Annotated in this window: 16 protein-coding genes; 7 read left to right on the top strand and 9 right to left on the bottom strand. The window is 63.7% G+C overall.

From position 1 onward, the window contains the following. Positions 1-61: 61 nt before the first annotated feature. Together cobT and cobS are read right to left on the bottom strand one after the other, a co-directional pair. Positions 62-1,933 carry a cobaltochelatase subunit CobT gene (gene cobT / locus CXR43_RS06785; RefSeq protein WP_103333288.1) on the bottom strand — a complete coding sequence of 624 codons (1,872 nt, stop codon included), beginning with the start codon at positions 1,931-1,933 and terminating at the stop codon, positions 62-64. A gap of 70 nt (positions 1,934-2,003) precedes the next feature. Then, positions 2,004-2,978: a cobaltochelatase subunit CobS gene (gene cobS, locus CXR43_RS06790; protein ID WP_103333289.1), complete on the bottom strand. Its 975-nt coding sequence runs from the start codon at positions 2,976-2,978 to the stop codon at positions 2,004-2,006. Positions 2,979-3,144: 166 nt separating this feature from the next. Between cobS and msrB the strand changes: the two genes are divergently transcribed. Then, on the top strand, positions 3,145-3,609 hold the full coding sequence (gene msrB / locus CXR43_RS06795) for a peptide-methionine (R)-S-oxide reductase MsrB (protein ID WP_103333290.1): 465 nt from the start codon (positions 3,145-3,147) through the stop codon (positions 3,607-3,609). 88 nt (positions 3,610-3,697) lie between these two features. On the opposite strand, the gene CXR43_RS06800 is transcribed toward msrB, so the two are convergent. Further along, complete coding sequence (locus CXR43_RS06800; RefSeq protein ID WP_103334067.1) at positions 3,698-4,333, bottom strand: J domain-containing protein; 636 nt, start codon at positions 4,331-4,333, stop codon at positions 3,698-3,700. An 89-nt stretch (positions 4,334-4,422) separates the two neighbouring features. On the opposite strand from CXR43_RS06800, the gene CXR43_RS06805 reads away from it, so the two are divergent. Further along, positions 4,423-4,674: a BolA family protein gene (locus CXR43_RS06805; RefSeq protein WP_103333291.1), complete on the top strand. Its 252-nt coding sequence runs from the start codon at positions 4,423-4,425 to the stop codon at positions 4,672-4,674. A 16-nt stretch (positions 4,675-4,690) separates the two neighbouring features. Here CXR43_RS06805 and CXR43_RS06810 read toward each other — a convergent pair whose 3' ends face one another. Next, positions 4,691-5,116: a GlcG/HbpS family heme-binding protein gene (locus tag CXR43_RS06810; protein WP_103333292.1), complete on the bottom strand. Its 426-nt coding sequence runs from the start codon at positions 5,114-5,116 to the stop codon at positions 4,691-4,693. Then, the gene (locus CXR43_RS06815) at positions 5,113-7,275 is read right to left on the bottom strand and encodes a malate synthase G (RefSeq protein ID WP_103333293.1); all 2,163 of its coding nucleotides are present in this window, start codon (positions 7,273-7,275) and stop codon (positions 5,113-5,115) included. The genes CXR43_RS06810 and CXR43_RS06815 overlap by 4 nt, the downstream gene beginning before the upstream one ends. 213 nt (positions 7,276-7,488) lie before the next feature. Here CXR43_RS06815 and CXR43_RS06820 point away from each other — a divergent pair, with 213 nt between their 5' ends. The 3 genes from CXR43_RS06820 to CXR43_RS06830 are packed head-to-tail and all read left to right on the top strand — an operon-like array spanning position 7,489 to position 8,565. Then, positions 7,489-7,686 carry a hypothetical protein gene (locus CXR43_RS06820; protein WP_103333294.1) on the top strand — a complete coding sequence of 66 codons (198 nt, stop codon included), beginning with the start codon at positions 7,489-7,491 and terminating at the stop codon, positions 7,684-7,686. Continuing rightward, positions 7,658-8,125, top strand: coding sequence for an SRPBCC family protein (locus CXR43_RS06825; RefSeq protein WP_210402060.1), 468 nt, complete (start codon positions 7,658-7,660; stop codon positions 8,123-8,125). Before CXR43_RS06820 ends, CXR43_RS06825 begins: the two co-directional genes overlap by 29 nt. Continuing rightward, the gene (locus tag CXR43_RS06830; RefSeq protein WP_168219770.1) at positions 8,122-8,565 is read left to right on the top strand and encodes an SRPBCC domain-containing protein; all 444 of its coding nucleotides are present in this window, start codon (positions 8,122-8,124) and stop codon (positions 8,563-8,565) included. The genes CXR43_RS06825 and CXR43_RS06830 overlap by 4 nt, the downstream gene beginning before the upstream one ends. On the opposite strand, the gene CXR43_RS06835 is transcribed toward CXR43_RS06830, so the two are convergent. Next, the gene (locus tag CXR43_RS06835) at positions 8,562-8,717 is read right to left on the bottom strand and encodes a DUF2256 domain-containing protein (protein WP_210402061.1); all 156 of its coding nucleotides are present in this window, start codon (positions 8,715-8,717) and stop codon (positions 8,562-8,564) included. The genes CXR43_RS06830 and CXR43_RS06835 overlap by 4 nt on opposite strands. Positions 8,718-8,720: 3 nt before the next feature. Continuing rightward, a complete protein-coding gene (locus CXR43_RS06840; protein WP_103333297.1) occupies positions 8,721-10,256 on the bottom strand; it encodes an FAD-binding domain-containing protein in 1,536 nt (511 codons plus the stop codon). 139 nt (positions 10,257-10,395) lie between these two features. On the opposite strand from CXR43_RS06840, the gene pepN reads away from it, so the two are divergent. After that, on the top strand, positions 10,396-12,954 hold the full coding sequence (pepN, locus tag CXR43_RS06845) for an aminopeptidase N (protein WP_103333298.1): 2,559 nt from the start codon (positions 10,396-10,398) through the stop codon (positions 12,952-12,954). Positions 12,955-13,001: 47 nt separating this feature from the next. Here pepN and CXR43_RS06850 read toward each other — a convergent pair whose 3' ends face one another. Then, positions 13,002-13,781 carry a 23S rRNA (adenine(2030)-N(6))-methyltransferase RlmJ gene (locus tag CXR43_RS06850; RefSeq protein ID WP_103333299.1) on the bottom strand — a complete coding sequence of 260 codons (780 nt, stop codon included), beginning with the start codon at positions 13,779-13,781 and terminating at the stop codon, positions 13,002-13,004. Between the two features lie 54 nt (positions 13,782-13,835). Next, positions 13,836-14,012, bottom strand: a complete 177-nt coding sequence (locus tag CXR43_RS06855; RefSeq protein ID WP_103333300.1) for a DUF4169 family protein — start codon at positions 14,010-14,012, stop codon at positions 13,836-13,838. Positions 14,013-14,065: 53 nt separating this feature from the next. Here CXR43_RS06855 and CXR43_RS06860 point away from each other — a divergent pair, with 53 nt between their 5' ends. Further along, positions 14,066-14,680 (top strand): hypothetical protein, encoded by a 615-nt coding sequence (locus CXR43_RS06860; RefSeq protein ID WP_168219771.1) that lies wholly within the window; start codon positions 14,066-14,068, stop codon positions 14,678-14,680. The last annotated feature ends 56 nt before the right edge of the window (positions 14,681-14,736 follow it).

Here is a 14,736-nt window from a genome sequence, read left to right on the forward strand (position 1 = left end):
TTCAGAAATACGCCGGGGGCGCGACAAAGGGGGGCGGCCCCCCCAACTGACCGCAGCCATCCTAACCGGTCTTGCGCAGCCCCAGCACCCGCGCCCGCTTGCGCGGATCGGTGTCAAACAGCCCGGCCAGCTGTTCGGTCATCGCGCCCGCCAGCTGTTCCACATCGGTGATGGTCACGGCGCGCTGGTAATAGCGGGTCACGTCATGGCCGATGCCGATGGCAATCAGCTCCACCGCGCGCTTGCGTTCGACCATGGCGATCACGTCGCGCAGGTGTTTTTCCAGAAAGTTCGCCGGGTTGACCGACAGGCTGCTGTCATCCACCGGCGCGCCATCGGAAATCACCATCAGGATCTTGCGCGCCTCGGGCCGGGCCGCCGCGCGGCGATGCGCCCATTCCAGCGCCTCGCCGTCGATGTTTTCCTTCAAGAGGCCCTCTTTCATCATCAGCCCCAGATTGGGCCGCGCCCGGCGCCAGGGCGCATCCGCCCCCTTGTAGATGATGTGGCGCAGATCGTTCAGCCGCCCCGGCTGCTGTGGCCGCCCCTGGGCCAGCCAGCGTTCGCGGCTTTGGCCACCCTTCCAGGCGCGGGTGGTGAAGCCAAGGATCTCCACCTTCACCGAACAGCGTTCCAGCGTGCGGGCCAGCACATCGGCACAGATCGCGGCAATGCTGATGGGCCGCCCGCGCATCGAGCCGGAGTTGTCCAGAAGGATCGTCACGCAGGTGTCGCGGAACTCGGTGTCCTTTTCCTGCTTGAAGCTCAGCGGCGTGGTCGGGTTGGCCACCACACGCGCCAAGCGGCCCGCATCCAGCGTGCCCTCTTCCAGATCGAAATCCCAAGAGCGGTTCTGTTGCGCCTGCAACCGGCGTTGCAGCTTGTTGGCAAGCCGGCTGACGGCCCCTTTGAGCGGTTCCAGCTGCTGGTCGAGGTAGGCGCGCAACCGTTCCAGCTCTGCCGGTTCGGCCAGATCTTCCGCGCGGATTTCCTCATCAAAATCTGTGGTATAGACGGTATAGTTCGGATCGGCCGAAGAATGCGGGGCAGGGGGCGGCGGCTCCAGCGGGGCCTCGCCCTCGGGCAGTTCCGCCTCATCGCCCTGCTCCATATCGGCGCTGTCTTCCATCGAGACCTGCGCCTGAGACTGGTCCTGCTGGTCTTCCTGGCTGCGCTCGGGGCTGGCTTCGGACTCGTCCTGTTCGGACTGATCCTCGCCTTCGCTTTCGGGGCTGTCCTCGTCTTCCTGCGCCTGATCATCGGCGGCATCATCGTCGGGCGCGTCGGGGTCGTCGCCCAGCTGGTCGCCGTAGCCAAGGTCGGAAATCACCTTGCGGGTCAGGCGGGCAAAAGCCGCCTGATCGGCCAGCACATGGTCGATGTTTTCCAATGTGCCGCTGGCCTGTTCTTCGATGAAGCCGCGCCACAGGTTCATCACGTTCTCCGCCCCGGCAGGCAGATCGCGCCCGGTGGCCAGATGGCGCACCAGATAGCCCGCCGCCACCGACAAGGGCGCATCCTGAGAATTGGTGATCTGGGCATAGCCCTTGCGGTCCGCCTCATGCCCGATCTTGGCGTCGATATTGCCTGCCGTGCCCGGCATCGCCCGGGCGCCCACCGCCTCGCAGCGGGCGGTTTCCATCGCGTCATAGATGTCGCGCGCCATCTGGCCAGAGGGCGCATAGCGGTTTGACACCGCCTCGTCATGGAACTTGCGGCGCAAGGCAAAGGCATCCGCCGTGCCGCGGGCCAGAAGCACCTCATCCCGGGTCATCCGGCGGCTGACCTGCGGCAGGCGCACGCCATCGCGGTTCATGCCCGGCGGGTCCACCGAATAGGTGACGGTCATCTCCGGATCATCGGCCATGACCTTGGTGGCCTCGGCAAGGGCCTTCTTGAACGGATCGGCTGGGTTGTCGGTGGGTTTGGTCATCTCTCGCCCCGGTAGGGCGGGGGTCTCCCCGCCGCTGCGGCACAGGCGGGGAGACCCCCGCCCGACCGACTTATTTCATCGCCATCGAAGCAGCTGACTCCGGCAGTTCCTCGGCAAAGCAGCGCTGGTAGAATTCGGCCACCGTCTGCCGTTCCAGCTCGTCGCATTTGTTGAGGAAGGTCAGCCGGAAGGCATAGCCCACATTGCGGAAGATCTCGGCATTCTGCGCCCAGTTCAACACGGTGCGCGGGCTCATCACAGTGGACAGATCGCCATTCATAAAGGCGGTGCGGGTCAGATCGGCCACGGTGACCATCTGGCTGATCTGCTTGCGGCCTTTTTCGGTGTTGTAATGCGGGCTTTTGGCCAGAACGATCGCGGCTTCGGCATCATGGGACAGGTAGTTCAGCGTGGCCACAAGGCTCCAGCGGTCCATCTGCGCCTGGTTGATCTGCTGGGTGCCGTGATAAAGCCCCGTGGTATCGCCCAGACCCACCGTGTTTGCGGTGGCGAACAGGCGGAAATAGGGATTGGGCGTGATGATTTCATTCTGGTCCAGCAGCGTCAGCTTGCCATCGGTTTCCAGCACGCGCTGAATGACGAACATCACATCGGCGCGGCCAGCGTCATATTCGTCAAACACGATGGCCACGGTGTTGCGCAAGGCCCAGGGCAGGATGCCTTCGTGAAACTCCGTCACCTGCTTGCCATCGCGCAGCTTGATCGCATCCTTGCCGATCAGGTCGATCCGGCTGATGTGGCTGTCAAGGTTGACGCGCACGCAAGGCCAGTTCAGCCGCGCGGCCACCTGTTCGATATGGGTCGATTTCCCCGTGCCGTGATAGCCTTGGATCATCACCCGACGGTTATAGGCAAAGCCTGCCAGAATCGCCAAAGTGGTGTCCGGATCGAACTTGTAGGTCGGATCAATTGCCGGCACGCGGTCTGTCGCTTCGGCAAAGCCCTTGACCTTCATGTCGGTGTCGATGCCGAACACCTCACGCACATTGATTTCTTCGGTCGGCTTCATGGCGTGATCCAGCATCGTGCTTCGTCCTGTTCCGGTCTTTCGGTGATGTTTGGTGGAGTTGTGGAGCATAATACCGGGGGGTTCAAGGGCAAGGGCATGCGTTCCCGTTTGCGTGAGCGTGAAACCTTTGGTCCTGCGCCCGCGTAAAGCCGGTGTATGCTTTGTGCAAAGGGAGACGGTCATGAACAGACGTGCAGTTGTATTGGGGGGCGTGGCCCTTTTTGTGATGGGCCAGTCCGCCTGGTCTGCCGAGGGCAATTTCGAATACCAGCTGTCCGAGGCGGAATGGCGGGCAAAGCTGGGCGATCTGCCCTATCGCGTGTTGCGCGAAGAGGCGACAGAACGCGCCTTCACCAGCCCGCTCGACACCGAAACCCGGGCCGGCACCTATCACTGCGCGGGCTGTGACCTGCCGGCGTTTTCGTCCGAGCACAAATATGACAGTGGCACCGGCTGGCCCAGCTTCTGGCAGCCGCTGCAGAATGCGGTGGGCACCAAGGCAGACCGCAGCCTGTTCGGCACAAGGACCGAGGTCCATTGCCGCCGTTGCGGCGGGCATTTCGGCCATGTCTTCGATGATGGTCCGCAGCCAACCGGCAAGCGCTATTGCATGAATGGCGCGGCGCTGACCTTCCGTTTGGCCTGACACAGCGCGCGGCCCGAGAGCGTGCATCACCGGAACAGACAAACAGCGGGCCCTGGCCCGCTGTTTTGACTTCCAGCACGGCCGCCCGTCATTCCCGGAAGTAACGGCTGTCCTTGAGTTGATCCCAGGCCCAGACCACCTCTTGCAGGCGCTCTTCATCGGACCGGTCACCACCGTTCATGTCGGGATGAAGATCCTTGACCAAAGATTTGTATTGCTTGCGGATTTCGGTCTTGGTCCAGGTGTCGCGCGCATCCAGGATCTCGATCGCCTTGCGTTCGGTCGGCGGCAGTTTGCGGGTCGATGTGCCGGCAGGGCGGCTGCCCGGGTTCTGCGTGGCCTTTTCCCCCAGCAGCGACAGCGGGTCATCCACCCCCAGCCGTGCCCAGGCCCGCCCGTCATCCTTGCGGCTGAACGGTTTGGTGGGGCGTTCCCAGACCCTGTCCTTGTCGAGGAACTTCTGGAAATCATCGTCCGACGTGCCCTGAAAGAAATTCCACTTCAGGTTATACTCGCGGATGTGGTCCTTGCAGAACCAGAAGAATTCATCCAGCAGATCGGGGCTTTTGGGCGCGCGGTAAGCCCCGGCCTCCGAGCAGCCCGGAAAGTCGCAGGGTTTGTTCGAGGTCTCGAATGCGCCAGACATCCCCCGCCGTGTGGTTTTCTTGCGCTTCTTGTCCGCCGAGACGCGGATGTCGAATTCGAAGGGGGGTTTCGTGACCATGGTCTGCCTTTCTTGCATCCCTTTGTCTTTCCGACTCGGGCGGCACAGTTTAGGGGTTTGGGCGGCAGATTGAAGGGGGCAGATCAAAAATGACCGTGAAGACCGAAATGGAACAGCGGCTGATTGCGGCATTCGCGCCGCAACAGATTGAAATCGTGAATGAAAGTCATATGCATGCTGGCCATGCTGGCGATGATGGCACCGGCGAAAGCCATTTCCGCATCCTGCTGCGGGCCGACAGTCTGGCTGCAATGACCCGGGTGGCGCGCCACCGCGCGGTTCATGCGGCACTTGGCGATCTGAACACGCGGGTTCATTCCATCGCGCTGGATATTGGCTGAGGGCAGGGGCGGCGCGTCAGCTTTCCGCCACCAGCCCCGCCGCCTCGATCCCCGCGCAGGCGGCCAGTGCGTCATTGTCTGACGTGTCACCGGTGACACCCACCGCACCCAGCACCGTGCCGCCCGCATCGCGCACCAGAACCCCGCCCTTGACCGGCACGAAGTCGCCCCCATAAAGCCCGTTCATCGCCTGAACGAAATAGGCCTGGGCATCGGCGCGGGCGTGGATGGCGCTGCCGGGCAGACCCAGCATGATGCAGCCATTGGCCTTGCCATGCGCAAGCGCATAGCGGCCTGGTGCCGCCCCATCCTCACGCTCAAAGGCGATGGTGTGGCCACCGGCATCGACCACCACCACCGAGAGCGGCTTCATACCGGCCTCACGCCCCTTGGCCAGGGCGGTGGCGATGATCGTGCGGGCCTGTGCGATGCTGATCGTCATAGCGCTTCTGCCTTCTTTTCCAGACGCCGGGCGTGCAACACCGGTTCGGTATAGCCCGAAGGTTGCGCGCGCCCCTTGAGCACCAGATCACAGGCGGCGCGGAATGCAACCCCGTCATAGCCCGGAGCCATCGCTTGATAGAGCGGGTCGCCTTCGTTCTGCCGGTCCACCACGGCTGCCATCTTGCGCATGGCCGTGATCACCTGATCCTCGGTGATCACCCCGTGATGCAGCCAGTTTGCCAAGGCCTGCGACGAGATCCGGCAGGTGGCGCGGTCTTCCATCAGGCCCACATCATGAATGTCTGGCACCTTGGAGCAGCCCACGCCCTGATCGATCCAGCGCACCACATAGCCCAGAATGCCCTGCGCGTTGTTTTCCACCTCTTGCCGGATGTCCTCTTCCGACCAGTTGGCGCCGGTGGCCAGCGGAATGGCCAGCAGCGCGTCCAACGTGCCGCGCGGTCCACCCGCTGCAATGTCGGCCTGCCGCGCCAGCACATCGACGCGGTGGTAATGCGTGGCATGCAGCGTCGCGGCGGTGGGCGAAGGCACCCAGGCGCAATTGGCGCCGGCCTGCGGATGCGCAATCTTCTGCGCCAGCATGTCGCCCATCAGATCAGGGGCCGCCCACATGCCCTTGCCGATCTGTGCGCGGCCCTGCAAGCCACACGCCAGACCGATGTCGACATTGCGGTCCTCATAGGCCTTGATCCAGCTTGAGGCTTTCATGTCGCCCTTGCGGACCATGGGGCCGGCTTCCATGCTGGTGTGGATCTCATCCCCGGTCCGGTCGAGGAACCCGGTGTTGATGAAGGCTACCCGATCCTTGGCCGCGCGGATACACTCCTTCAGATTGGCACTGGTGCGGCGCTCTTCATCCATGATGCCCAGTTTGACGGTAAAGCGGGGCAGGCCCAGAACCTGTTCCACCCGGTCAAAGATTTCACAGGCGAAGGCCACTTCTTCGGGGCCGTGCATCTTTGGCTTGACCACATAGACCGATCCCATGGTCGAATTGCGGGTGCCTTGCGCCTTTTTCAGATCATGCATGGCGCAGAGCGTGGTCAGGAAAGCATCCATGATGCCTTCCCCGATTTCACGGTCATCCTCTGTCAGGATTGCCGGGTTGGTCATCAGGTGGCCCACGTTGCGCACCAGCATCAGCGCGCGGGATTTGAGCGTGAGCGTGCCGCCATCCGGTGCGGTCAGGGTCAGGTCCGGGTTCAGCCGACGCACCGACTCCTTGCCGCCCTTGACGATCACCTCGGCCAGATCGCCCTTCATCAGCCCCAGCCAGTTGCCGTAAGCCAGCACCTTGTCTTCAGCGTCGACTGCGGCGACGGAATCCTCGCAATCCATGATCGCCGACATCGCAGATTCCAGCCGGATATCCGACACATGCGCCAGATCATCCCGCCCGGTGGGCGTGGTGGCATCCACCTGAAGAGCAATATGCAAGCCATTGTTTTTCAGTACAATCATCGTCGGCGCTGTCGGGTCGCCCGCAAAACCGGCAAAGCGCGACGCATCGGCCAGACCGACCGCATCGGCGGCCCCGGTCACCCACAGCTGGCCCGCATCGACGCGGAAGCCACGCGCTTCAGACCAGGACCCTGCGGCCAGTGGCACTGACTCATCCAGGAAGGCCCGGCCCCAGGCCACGACCCGGGCGCCACGCGCCGCGTCATAGCCCTTGGCCGTCGGCAGATCGCCCAAGGCATCGGTGCCATACAGCGCATCATAAAGGCTGCCCCAGCGCGCATTGGCCGCGTTCAGCGCATAGCGCGCGTTCATCACCGGCACCACCAGCTGCGGGCCGGGGACAAGGGCGATTTCCGGATCGGTCTGCGTGGTTTCAATCGTGAAATCGGGGCCTTCCGGCACCAGATAGCCGATCTCGGTCAAAAATGCCTTATAGGCGGCGGCGTCAAACACCTGCCCCTGACGCGCCTTGTGCCAGCTGTCGATCTGCGCCTGCATCTCTGCGCGCTTTGCCAGCAAAGCCGTGTTCTTCGGCATCAGATCGGCCACTGCGCCGGCAAATCCGTGCCAGAAACTGGCCGCCTCTATGCCGGTGCCGGGAAGGGCCTGCTTTTCGACGAAGTCCACAAGACGGGCGTCAACCTTCAGCCCGGTGATGGCGATGCGGTCTGTCATGGGTGTCCTCGCTGCTGGGGGCGGTGTCCGATGGGATGCCGTGGTATGCTGCGGGCAGAGATAGTCAGAAAAGGCGCCAGAGGCAACAAAAGCGGTCAAGTTATTTTACCAAATAATTCGGATGACAGCTTTCGCATTTGGCGAAGAGTGCCACACAAAGCCAAGGTTCCAAGTTTTCCTTGGTGGCCTATATCCGCGGTGATACGAAATCATATGGCTAAGCATGCCTCCGATCTGTCGCGTATCATCCATGCGCTTTTGCAGGATCAGGCGGGGCCGGTGACGCTTGATCTGGCAACCGACCGGCTGATCACGCCCCGGGCCGAGGGGGAGTCGCGGAGTGACCGGCTGGAAGCTTTCCTTGAAACGCTGGAGGATGACGATGATCCTGAACCCCGAGACAGACCTTGACCTGACCCGCCATATCAAGGCCCCGCCGGCCAAGGTCTGGCGCTGCTGGACCGAACCTGCGCTGCTGGAACAGTGGTTCGCGCCAAAACCTGTGGTCACGCGCGATGTGCAGATTGACCTGCGCCCCGGTGGCATTTTTGCGACCACGATGGATATTCCCGGCATGGACAGCCAGACCGGCGCGGGCTGTATTCTGGAAGTTGTCCCAGAGCGGCGTCTGGTCTGGACCGACCTGCTCGGCCCCGGTTATCGCCCGGCAGCCGACAGCTTTGGCATGACCGCACTGATCCTGCTGGAACACGAAGGCTCTGGCACGCTCTACCGCGCCATTGCTCTGCACCGCACCGCGGACCAGCGCAAATCCCATGAAGACATGGGCTTTCATCAGGGCTGGGGCATGGCGGCGGACCAGTTGGAACGCGTGGCGGTGACGTTGTGACCGGGCGCAGCATCACCCTGTCGCGAGTGATTCCTGCGCCGGTGGCCAAGGTCTGGCGCTGCTGGACCGATCCGGCGCTGTTGCCGCTCTGGTTCGGGCCAGAGGGGTTCAGCTGCCAGACCCATGACATCGACCTGCGGGCGGGCGGGCACTGGCTGTTTGACATGACCGGGCCGGATGGCAAGGTCTGGCCGAACCGTCACCGCTACACGCGGATGGAGGCCCCGCACCGGCTGGACTTTCTCTTGGACGCAGGCGAGGGGGATGAGGCGGTCAATGAGGTGGTGATGACCCTGACCGCCGAGGACGGTGCCACCCGCATCCGCTATGAAATGACCTTCCCCACTTTGGCCGCGCGCAGCCTGGCGGTGGGATTTGGGGCGGTGGACCTGGGCCATCAGACTTTGGCAAAACTGGCAGCCATGGCGCAAAGGGCTTAGCCGGGCTTGCGCTTTGCCTCGCTCCGACAGCGGTCGGAACAATACCGCACCTCGTGCCAGACCTTTTCCCATTTCTTGCGCCAGGCAAAAGGCTTGCCGCATTGCGCACAGATCTTGCTGGGAAGATCGCCTTTTTTGACCATCTTTCCCATGGTTTACAGCTCAAAGCTCAGTTGCGCTGCCAGCACGCCGTGCCCTTGCGCCGAAGACAAAGCGGCGCGCCTGCGCGGGGCGCGGTCGTTGACAAAACGCGCATCGGCACGGCTGGCATGGCGTTCGATGATCTCCACAATCTCGGCGCGCGGCGCGGCCTTGCGCAGGCCAAAGATGGCATCGCGCGCCGCCCGCTGCGCGGCTACCACATCGACCACCGGCTCGGGGTAGCGCCGGCCCAACAGGCCCCGCGCGCCCTCCCACCGCCAGGGGCTTTGCAACAGGGCGTCAGGCACATCGGCCAGTTCCGGCACCCAGCGGCGGGTGAAGGTGCCGGTTGGGTCTTGATCCAGACCCTGTTTTACCGGGTTATAGATCCTTGGGGTATTGATCCCGGTGGTGCCCGACTGCATCTGCACCTGCGGCCAGTGAATGCCCGGCTCGTAATCGGTGAACAGCCGTGCCAGCACCGGACCGGTGGCGCGCCAGTCGAGCCAGAGGTGATAGGAGGCAACCGAAGTCACCATCGCCCGCATCCGGAAATTCAACCAGCCGGTCGCCGCCAGATAGCGCATACAGGCATCGACAAAGGGCAGACCGGTTTCCCCCGCCCGCCATGCCGCGAGGCGGCCAGCATCGGGGTCGCGCGGGCGCAGACCTTCCGCCGCACGGTGCAGGCAGCGGGTTTCGATCTGTGGTTCATCCTCCAGTTTTTGCATGAAATGGTCGCGCCAGGCGAGACGGCTTTGAAAGCTGGACAATGACCCCGGCCAGCGCCCGCCGGGGCGTTCGGCCAGCCGGGCGCTGGTGCCCTGCGCCACTTCGCGCCCCGACAGCGCGCCAAGCGCCAGATAGGGCGACAGCCGCGAGCAGGCCCGCTCGCCCGTCAACGGCGAGGACATGGCGGCACGGTAAGGCTCGCCGCGTTTGGTCAGGAACGACTCCAGCGCCAGCAGGGCGTGCTGACGCCCGCCCGCCTGCCGGTGGGCGCAGCGGTCCTCAGTCAATCGCAATGCGCGGGCGGTGGGAATCACCCCCGGTTCCACCCCCGGTACCGGGGTCATCCCCATGGGTGCGGGCAGCTGGTCTTGCGCGGTAAAGCTGTCGCGCCGCCGCGCCCAGCCATCGCGCCCGCCCAGCCTGCGCACCACGCCCGATTGCGGCAGTTCGGTCCATAGGATGCCCGCCGCCCTGGCCCATGCCGCCACGCGGCAGTCGCGCGCAAAGGTCCACAGATTTCCGGTCTCTTCATGGCTGACAATGTGGGTGATGCGGTGCTGGCGGCACAACCGCTCCATCACTTCCACCGCGTCGCCGACCCGCACGATCAGCCGCGCCCCCGCCGCCCCCAGTTCGTGGCGCAGATCGGTCAGGCATTCGGCGGTAAACTCCCATTGCCGGGCCGAGGTATCGGGCAGGGCCCAATACTCCGGCTCCACAATATAAAGCGGCAGGACCGGCCCAAGACCCAAGGCATGGGTCAGGGCCGGGTGGTCATGGACCCGCAGATCGCGCTTGAACCAGACAAGAACATTCATGGAACAAAGAGATAGCGGCTGGCGCGGATTCGTAAAGCCCCGATCCGCGATGGCCGGTCTTTTTGCCCCGGTGCAAGGCCTTCGGGCTTGCGCGCGCGGCCCAAGCGCCTAGCTTGGGCCGGGACAGGAGACCCTTGCCATGACCGAAGCGCGCGCCATTCACCTTGCAGACTACCAGCCGTTCACGCACCTGATCGATCAGGTTGCCCTGACCTTCGATCTGTCACCTCAGGCGACGCGGGTGATGGCACGGCTGGAGATGCGGCCCAATCCCGCGCGGGGGGCGGGCCATGATCTGCGGCTGGATGGCGAAGGGCTTCGGCTTTTGGCGCTCAGGGTCGACGGTCGGACGCTGGCCGCACAACCCGATGGCACCGGCCTGACCATCCTTGCGGCGGATCTGCCCGACGCAGACTTTGTGCTGGAAACCGAGGTCGAGATCGCGCCCGAAGGCAACACCGCGCTGGAAGGCCTGTATATGTCGCGCGGTATGTATTGCACCCAATGCGAGGCGGAAGGGTTCCGCAAGATCACCTTCTACCCCGACCGCCCGGATGTGATGGCGCGGTTCCGGGTTCGGGTGAAGGGCGACCAGCCGGTGCTGTTGTCGAACGGCAATCTTGTGGCGCAAGGGCCCGACTGGGCGGACTGGGATGATCCCTGGCCCAAACCCGCCTATCTGTTCGCGCTGGTCGCGGGCGATCTGCGCGCGCATTCTGCCGCCTTCCGCACCCTGTCTGGCCGCGATGTGGCGCTCAACATCTGGGTGCGCCCGGGCGATGAAGGACGTTGCGCCTATGCGATGGACAGTCTGATCCGCTCGATGCGCTGGGATGAACAGGTCTACGACCGCGAATATGATCTGGATGTGTTCAACATCGTCGCTGTGGATGATTTCAACATGGGCGCGATGGAGAACAAGGGGTTGAACATCTTCAACTCCAAATTCGTGCTGGCCAGCCCGGAAACCGCCACCGACGATGATTTCGCCCGGATTGAGGCGATCATCGCGCATGAGTATTTCCACAACTGGACCGGCAACCGCATCACCTGCCGCGACTGGTTTCAGCTGTGCCTGAAGGAAGGGCTGACCGTCTTCCGTGACCAGCAGTTTTCCGGCGACATGCGCAGCCATGCGGTGAAGCGGATCGAGGATGTGCTGATGCTCCGCGCCCGCCAGTTCCGCGAGGATCAGGGGCCCCTCGCGCATGCGGTGCGGCCCGAGACCTATGTGGAGATCAATAATTTCTACACGGCAACCATTTACGAAAAAGGGGCCGAGGTGATCGGCATGCTGAAGCGTCTGGTGGGGGATGAGGGCTATGCCCGCGCGCTGGACCTGTATTTTGACCGGCATGACGGGCAGGCGGCCACCATTGAGGACTGGCTGGCGGTGTTTCAGGATGCGACGGGCCGCGATCTGACTCAGTTCAAGCGCTGGTATGCGGAGGCGGGGACGCCAAGGCTGAAGGTGAGAGATGACTTCAACGACGGCGTCTACACCCTTCATTTCGAACAGGAAAACCCAGCCACACCGGGGCAGCCGGACAAAGGGGCCAAGGTGCTGCCGATTGCGGTGGGTCTTCTGAACCCCAATGGCGATGAGGTGGTGCCGACCACGGTGCTGGAGATGACGCAAACCCGCCAATCCTTCCGGTTCGAAGGGCTGGCGGCGCGCCCGGTACCGTCGATCCTGCGCGGGTTTTCCGCGCCGGTGGTGCTGGATCATAGGGTCAGCGCGGAGGAGCGCGCCTTTTTGCTCGCGCATGACACGGACCCGTTCAACAAATGGGAGGCGGGACGCGCGCTTGCCAAGGATCTGCTGGCGCGGATGGTGACCGAAGGGGCAGCGCCGGGGCCGGACTGGCTGGATGCACTGGCGCGCGTGGCGCAGGATGACAGTCTTGATCCGGCCTTCCGCGCGCTGTGCCTGCGCCTGCCATCGGATGACGATATGGCGCAGACCTTGCATGCCTCGGGTCATGTGCCTGATCCGGCAGGTATTTACGCCGCCCGCCGTCGGATGGGTGATGCCTTGGCACAGCGGCTGGCCGGGGCCTTGCCGGGGTTGATTGCCGCCCTGGCCGAGCCGGGCCCCTTCACCCCCGACGCCCGCGCCGCAGGGCGCAGGGCCTTGCGGCTGGCGGCCCTGTCGCTGCTGTCCCGGGTTGATGGCGGTCGGGCGGCACAGGCGGCCTATGCTGCGGCGGATAATATGACCGAAGAGGTGGGCGCTCTGTCCTGCCTGCTGGATATCGGTTCGGGCCAGCAAGAGCTTGCACGCTTTGCCGCACGCTGGGCGGCTGACCGCAATGTGATGGACAAATGGTTTGCGTTGCAGATCGCCTATGCCGCACCTGACAGGGCGGCAGAGGTGACACGCGGATTGACCGAACACCCGGATTTCGACTGGAAAAACCCCAACCGCTTCCGCGCGGTGATCGGGGCCTTGTCGGGCAATCATGCCGGGTTCCACCACAGCAGCGGGGCAGGCTATGCGCTGGTGGCCGATTGGCTGTTGCGGCTGGACCCGCTGAACCCGCAAACGGCGGCGCGGATGTCCACGGCGTTCGAGACCTGGCCACGCTATGACGCCGACCGGCAGGGCAGGGTGCGCGACGTGTTGCGCCGGATGCTGGCCACCGACGGGCTGAGCCGGGATCTGACCGAGATGGCGGCGCGGATGCTGGGCGACTGAGCGCCCCGGCCGGGCCAGACATCCGGCTGGTGACCTGGAAAAAACCGTCAGCCGAGCTTGCGGAACAATCCGGTCAGGCGTTTGGTCTCGGTCTCGAGGCCGAACGGCGGGTTGATCATGACCATGCCCGACCCTTCCATCCGGTGCCCGTCCCGCACCGGTGGAAAGCGCACCTCATGCACCATCGCCTCGGGGGCCAGGGCTTTGAGTTCGGCCAGCATCGGCTTGTGATACCCTTCGCGCAGGATCGGATACCACAGGTAGATAAGGCCGACATTCCATTTGCGGTGCAACTGGCCGAGCACGCGGGGAATGGTTTCGTAATCCGTCTTCACCTCATAGGACGGGTCGATCAGCACCATGCCGCGCCGGGGGGTGGGCGGACAGATTGACAGGGCCTTGGCCAGACCATCCTCGTGATAGACCTTGGCCCCGAACGGGGCGGCGGCATAGTCCAGTGCCGCATGTTCCTGCGGGTGCAGTTCGGCCAAGTGCATGCTGTCGGTTTCGCGCAGCAGATGCCCGGCGATCAGAGGGCTGCCGGGGTAAGCGTTCGGTCCGCGCTGGTCACGGGTGGCCGCAAGGGCGCGGGCATAGGGGTGGCTGGCCGGGAACCAGCCCTCGGCGATGGCGATGCCCTTTGCGGCCTCACCGGTTTTCACCGCCTCGGGCGCCGTCAGGTCATACAACCCGCGCCCCGCATGGGTTTCCACATAGGTGAGCGGTTTGTCCTTGCGGGTCAGGTAGTCCAGCGTCGTGGCCAGCAGCGCGTGCTTGTGGACATCGGCCAGATTTCCGGCGTGATACAGGTGTTGATATGACAGCATGGGATCTGCCCTAACAGGTGGGGCGCGCGCTCGCAAGATGGGGGAGGGCCCGCCCTATGGTTCGCGCTTGTGGCCCGAAAGATCTCGGGCCGCTTTTTCGGCCTCTGCCTTTTGCCGGTCGCGCTCGGCGCGGGTCAGGCCAAAGCGCACAGCATTTTCATCCGCAAGTCTGGCCTGCTGGTCGCGCGCCTTTTGTTTTCGCCTTTGCCGAAGGTTTACGACGGTGCCCATTTTACCGAAAGCTCCCCAAAAAAGACACAATTGCCATTTTATTGCCACATTTTTTGTTCGGCATCTTGGTTATCTGTTCCTTGCGGCAGGGCACAGTGATATTTTCCCCCTGTGGTGTGATTTTACTGGAGACGATTATGAAGCTTGGAACAAGTTTGGCTGTGGCGGCGATGCTCGCTGCGGCACCGGTTGCTGCGGCAACGATACAACATGATGTCGGGGCGGCTGTCGCCAACATCAACGGCGCGGGTTATGTCACAGGTCAATCTCTGACCGCCGGTCAGAGCTTTTCTGTCATGGTAACTGACCCAGAGGATACCTGGTCGCTCGGCGCGCCGCCGCGCACGTTCAGGGCCAATGGCAAGGAAATCTCTGGAACCGTGGATTACGGCGGGTTCAGCTTTGGCGGGGCCACCTTTGATTTCGGCGCGCTGGTCGGCCGGATCGGCACAGGTGACTTCTTCTTTATCGGTCTGGGTGGCGTCTTCAACGCGACAACCAGCGGTGCACTGTCGCTGTTCACCTGGGACACCCAGTATGGCGACAACTCAGGGTCGATCATGGTCGATGTGACGGCACCCGTTCCGGTCCCTGCTGCCGGTCTGCTGTTGCTGTCGGCTTTGGCAATGGGCGGCGTCGTGTCGCGCAGCCGCCGCAAGGCTGCCTGAACGATCGTTTGGGATCGCAGTCATCGTGAAACGGCGGTCAGATCTGACCGCCGTTT

The sequence above is a fragment of the Pseudotabrizicola formosa genome (assembly GCF_002900965.1).
Classification (GTDB): Bacteria; Pseudomonadota; Alphaproteobacteria; order Rhodobacterales; family Rhodobacteraceae; genus Pseudotabrizicola; species Pseudotabrizicola formosa.

Coding starts and splice junctions, on each gene's coding strand:
- cobT (WP_103333288.1), bottom strand. CDS start 1,933: ATGACCAAACCCACCGACAACCCAGCCGATCCGTTCAAGAAGGCCCTT.
- cobS (WP_103333289.1), bottom strand. CDS start 2,978: ATGCTGGATCACGCCATGAAGCCGACCGAAGAAATCAATGTGCGTGAG.
- msrB (WP_103333290.1), top strand. CDS start 3,145: ATGAACAGACGTGCAGTTGTATTGGGGGGCGTGGCCCTTTTTGTGATG.
- CXR43_RS06800 (WP_103334067.1), bottom strand. CDS start 4,333: ATGGTCACGAAACCCCCCTTCGAATTCGACATCCGCGTCTCGGCGGAC.
- CXR43_RS06805 (WP_103333291.1), top strand. CDS start 4,423: ATGACCGTGAAGACCGAAATGGAACAGCGGCTGATTGCGGCATTCGCG.
- CXR43_RS06810 (WP_103333292.1), bottom strand. CDS start 5,116: ATGACGATCAGCATCGCACAGGCCCGCACGATCATCGCCACCGCCCTG.
- CXR43_RS06815 (WP_103333293.1), bottom strand. CDS start 7,275: ATGACAGACCGCATCGCCATCACCGGGCTGAAGGTTGACGCCCGTCTT.
- CXR43_RS06820 (WP_103333294.1), top strand. CDS start 7,489: ATGGCTAAGCATGCCTCCGATCTGTCGCGTATCATCCATGCGCTTTTG.
- CXR43_RS06825 (WP_210402060.1), top strand. CDS start 7,658: ATGATCCTGAACCCCGAGACAGACCTTGACCTGACCCGCCATATCAAG.
- CXR43_RS06835 (WP_210402061.1), bottom strand. CDS start 8,717: ATGGGAAAGATGGTCAAAAAAGGCGATCTTCCCAGCAAGATCTGTGCG.
- CXR43_RS06840 (WP_103333297.1), bottom strand. CDS start 10,256: ATGAATGTTCTTGTCTGGTTCAAGCGCGATCTGCGGGTCCATGACCAC.
- pepN (WP_103333298.1), top strand. CDS start 10,396: ATGACCGAAGCGCGCGCCATTCACCTTGCAGACTACCAGCCGTTCACG.
- CXR43_RS06850 (WP_103333299.1), bottom strand. CDS start 13,781: ATGCTGTCATATCAACACCTGTATCACGCCGGAAATCTGGCCGATGTC.
- CXR43_RS06855 (WP_103333300.1), bottom strand. CDS start 14,012: ATGGGCACCGTCGTAAACCTTCGGCAAAGGCGAAAACAAAAGGCGCGC.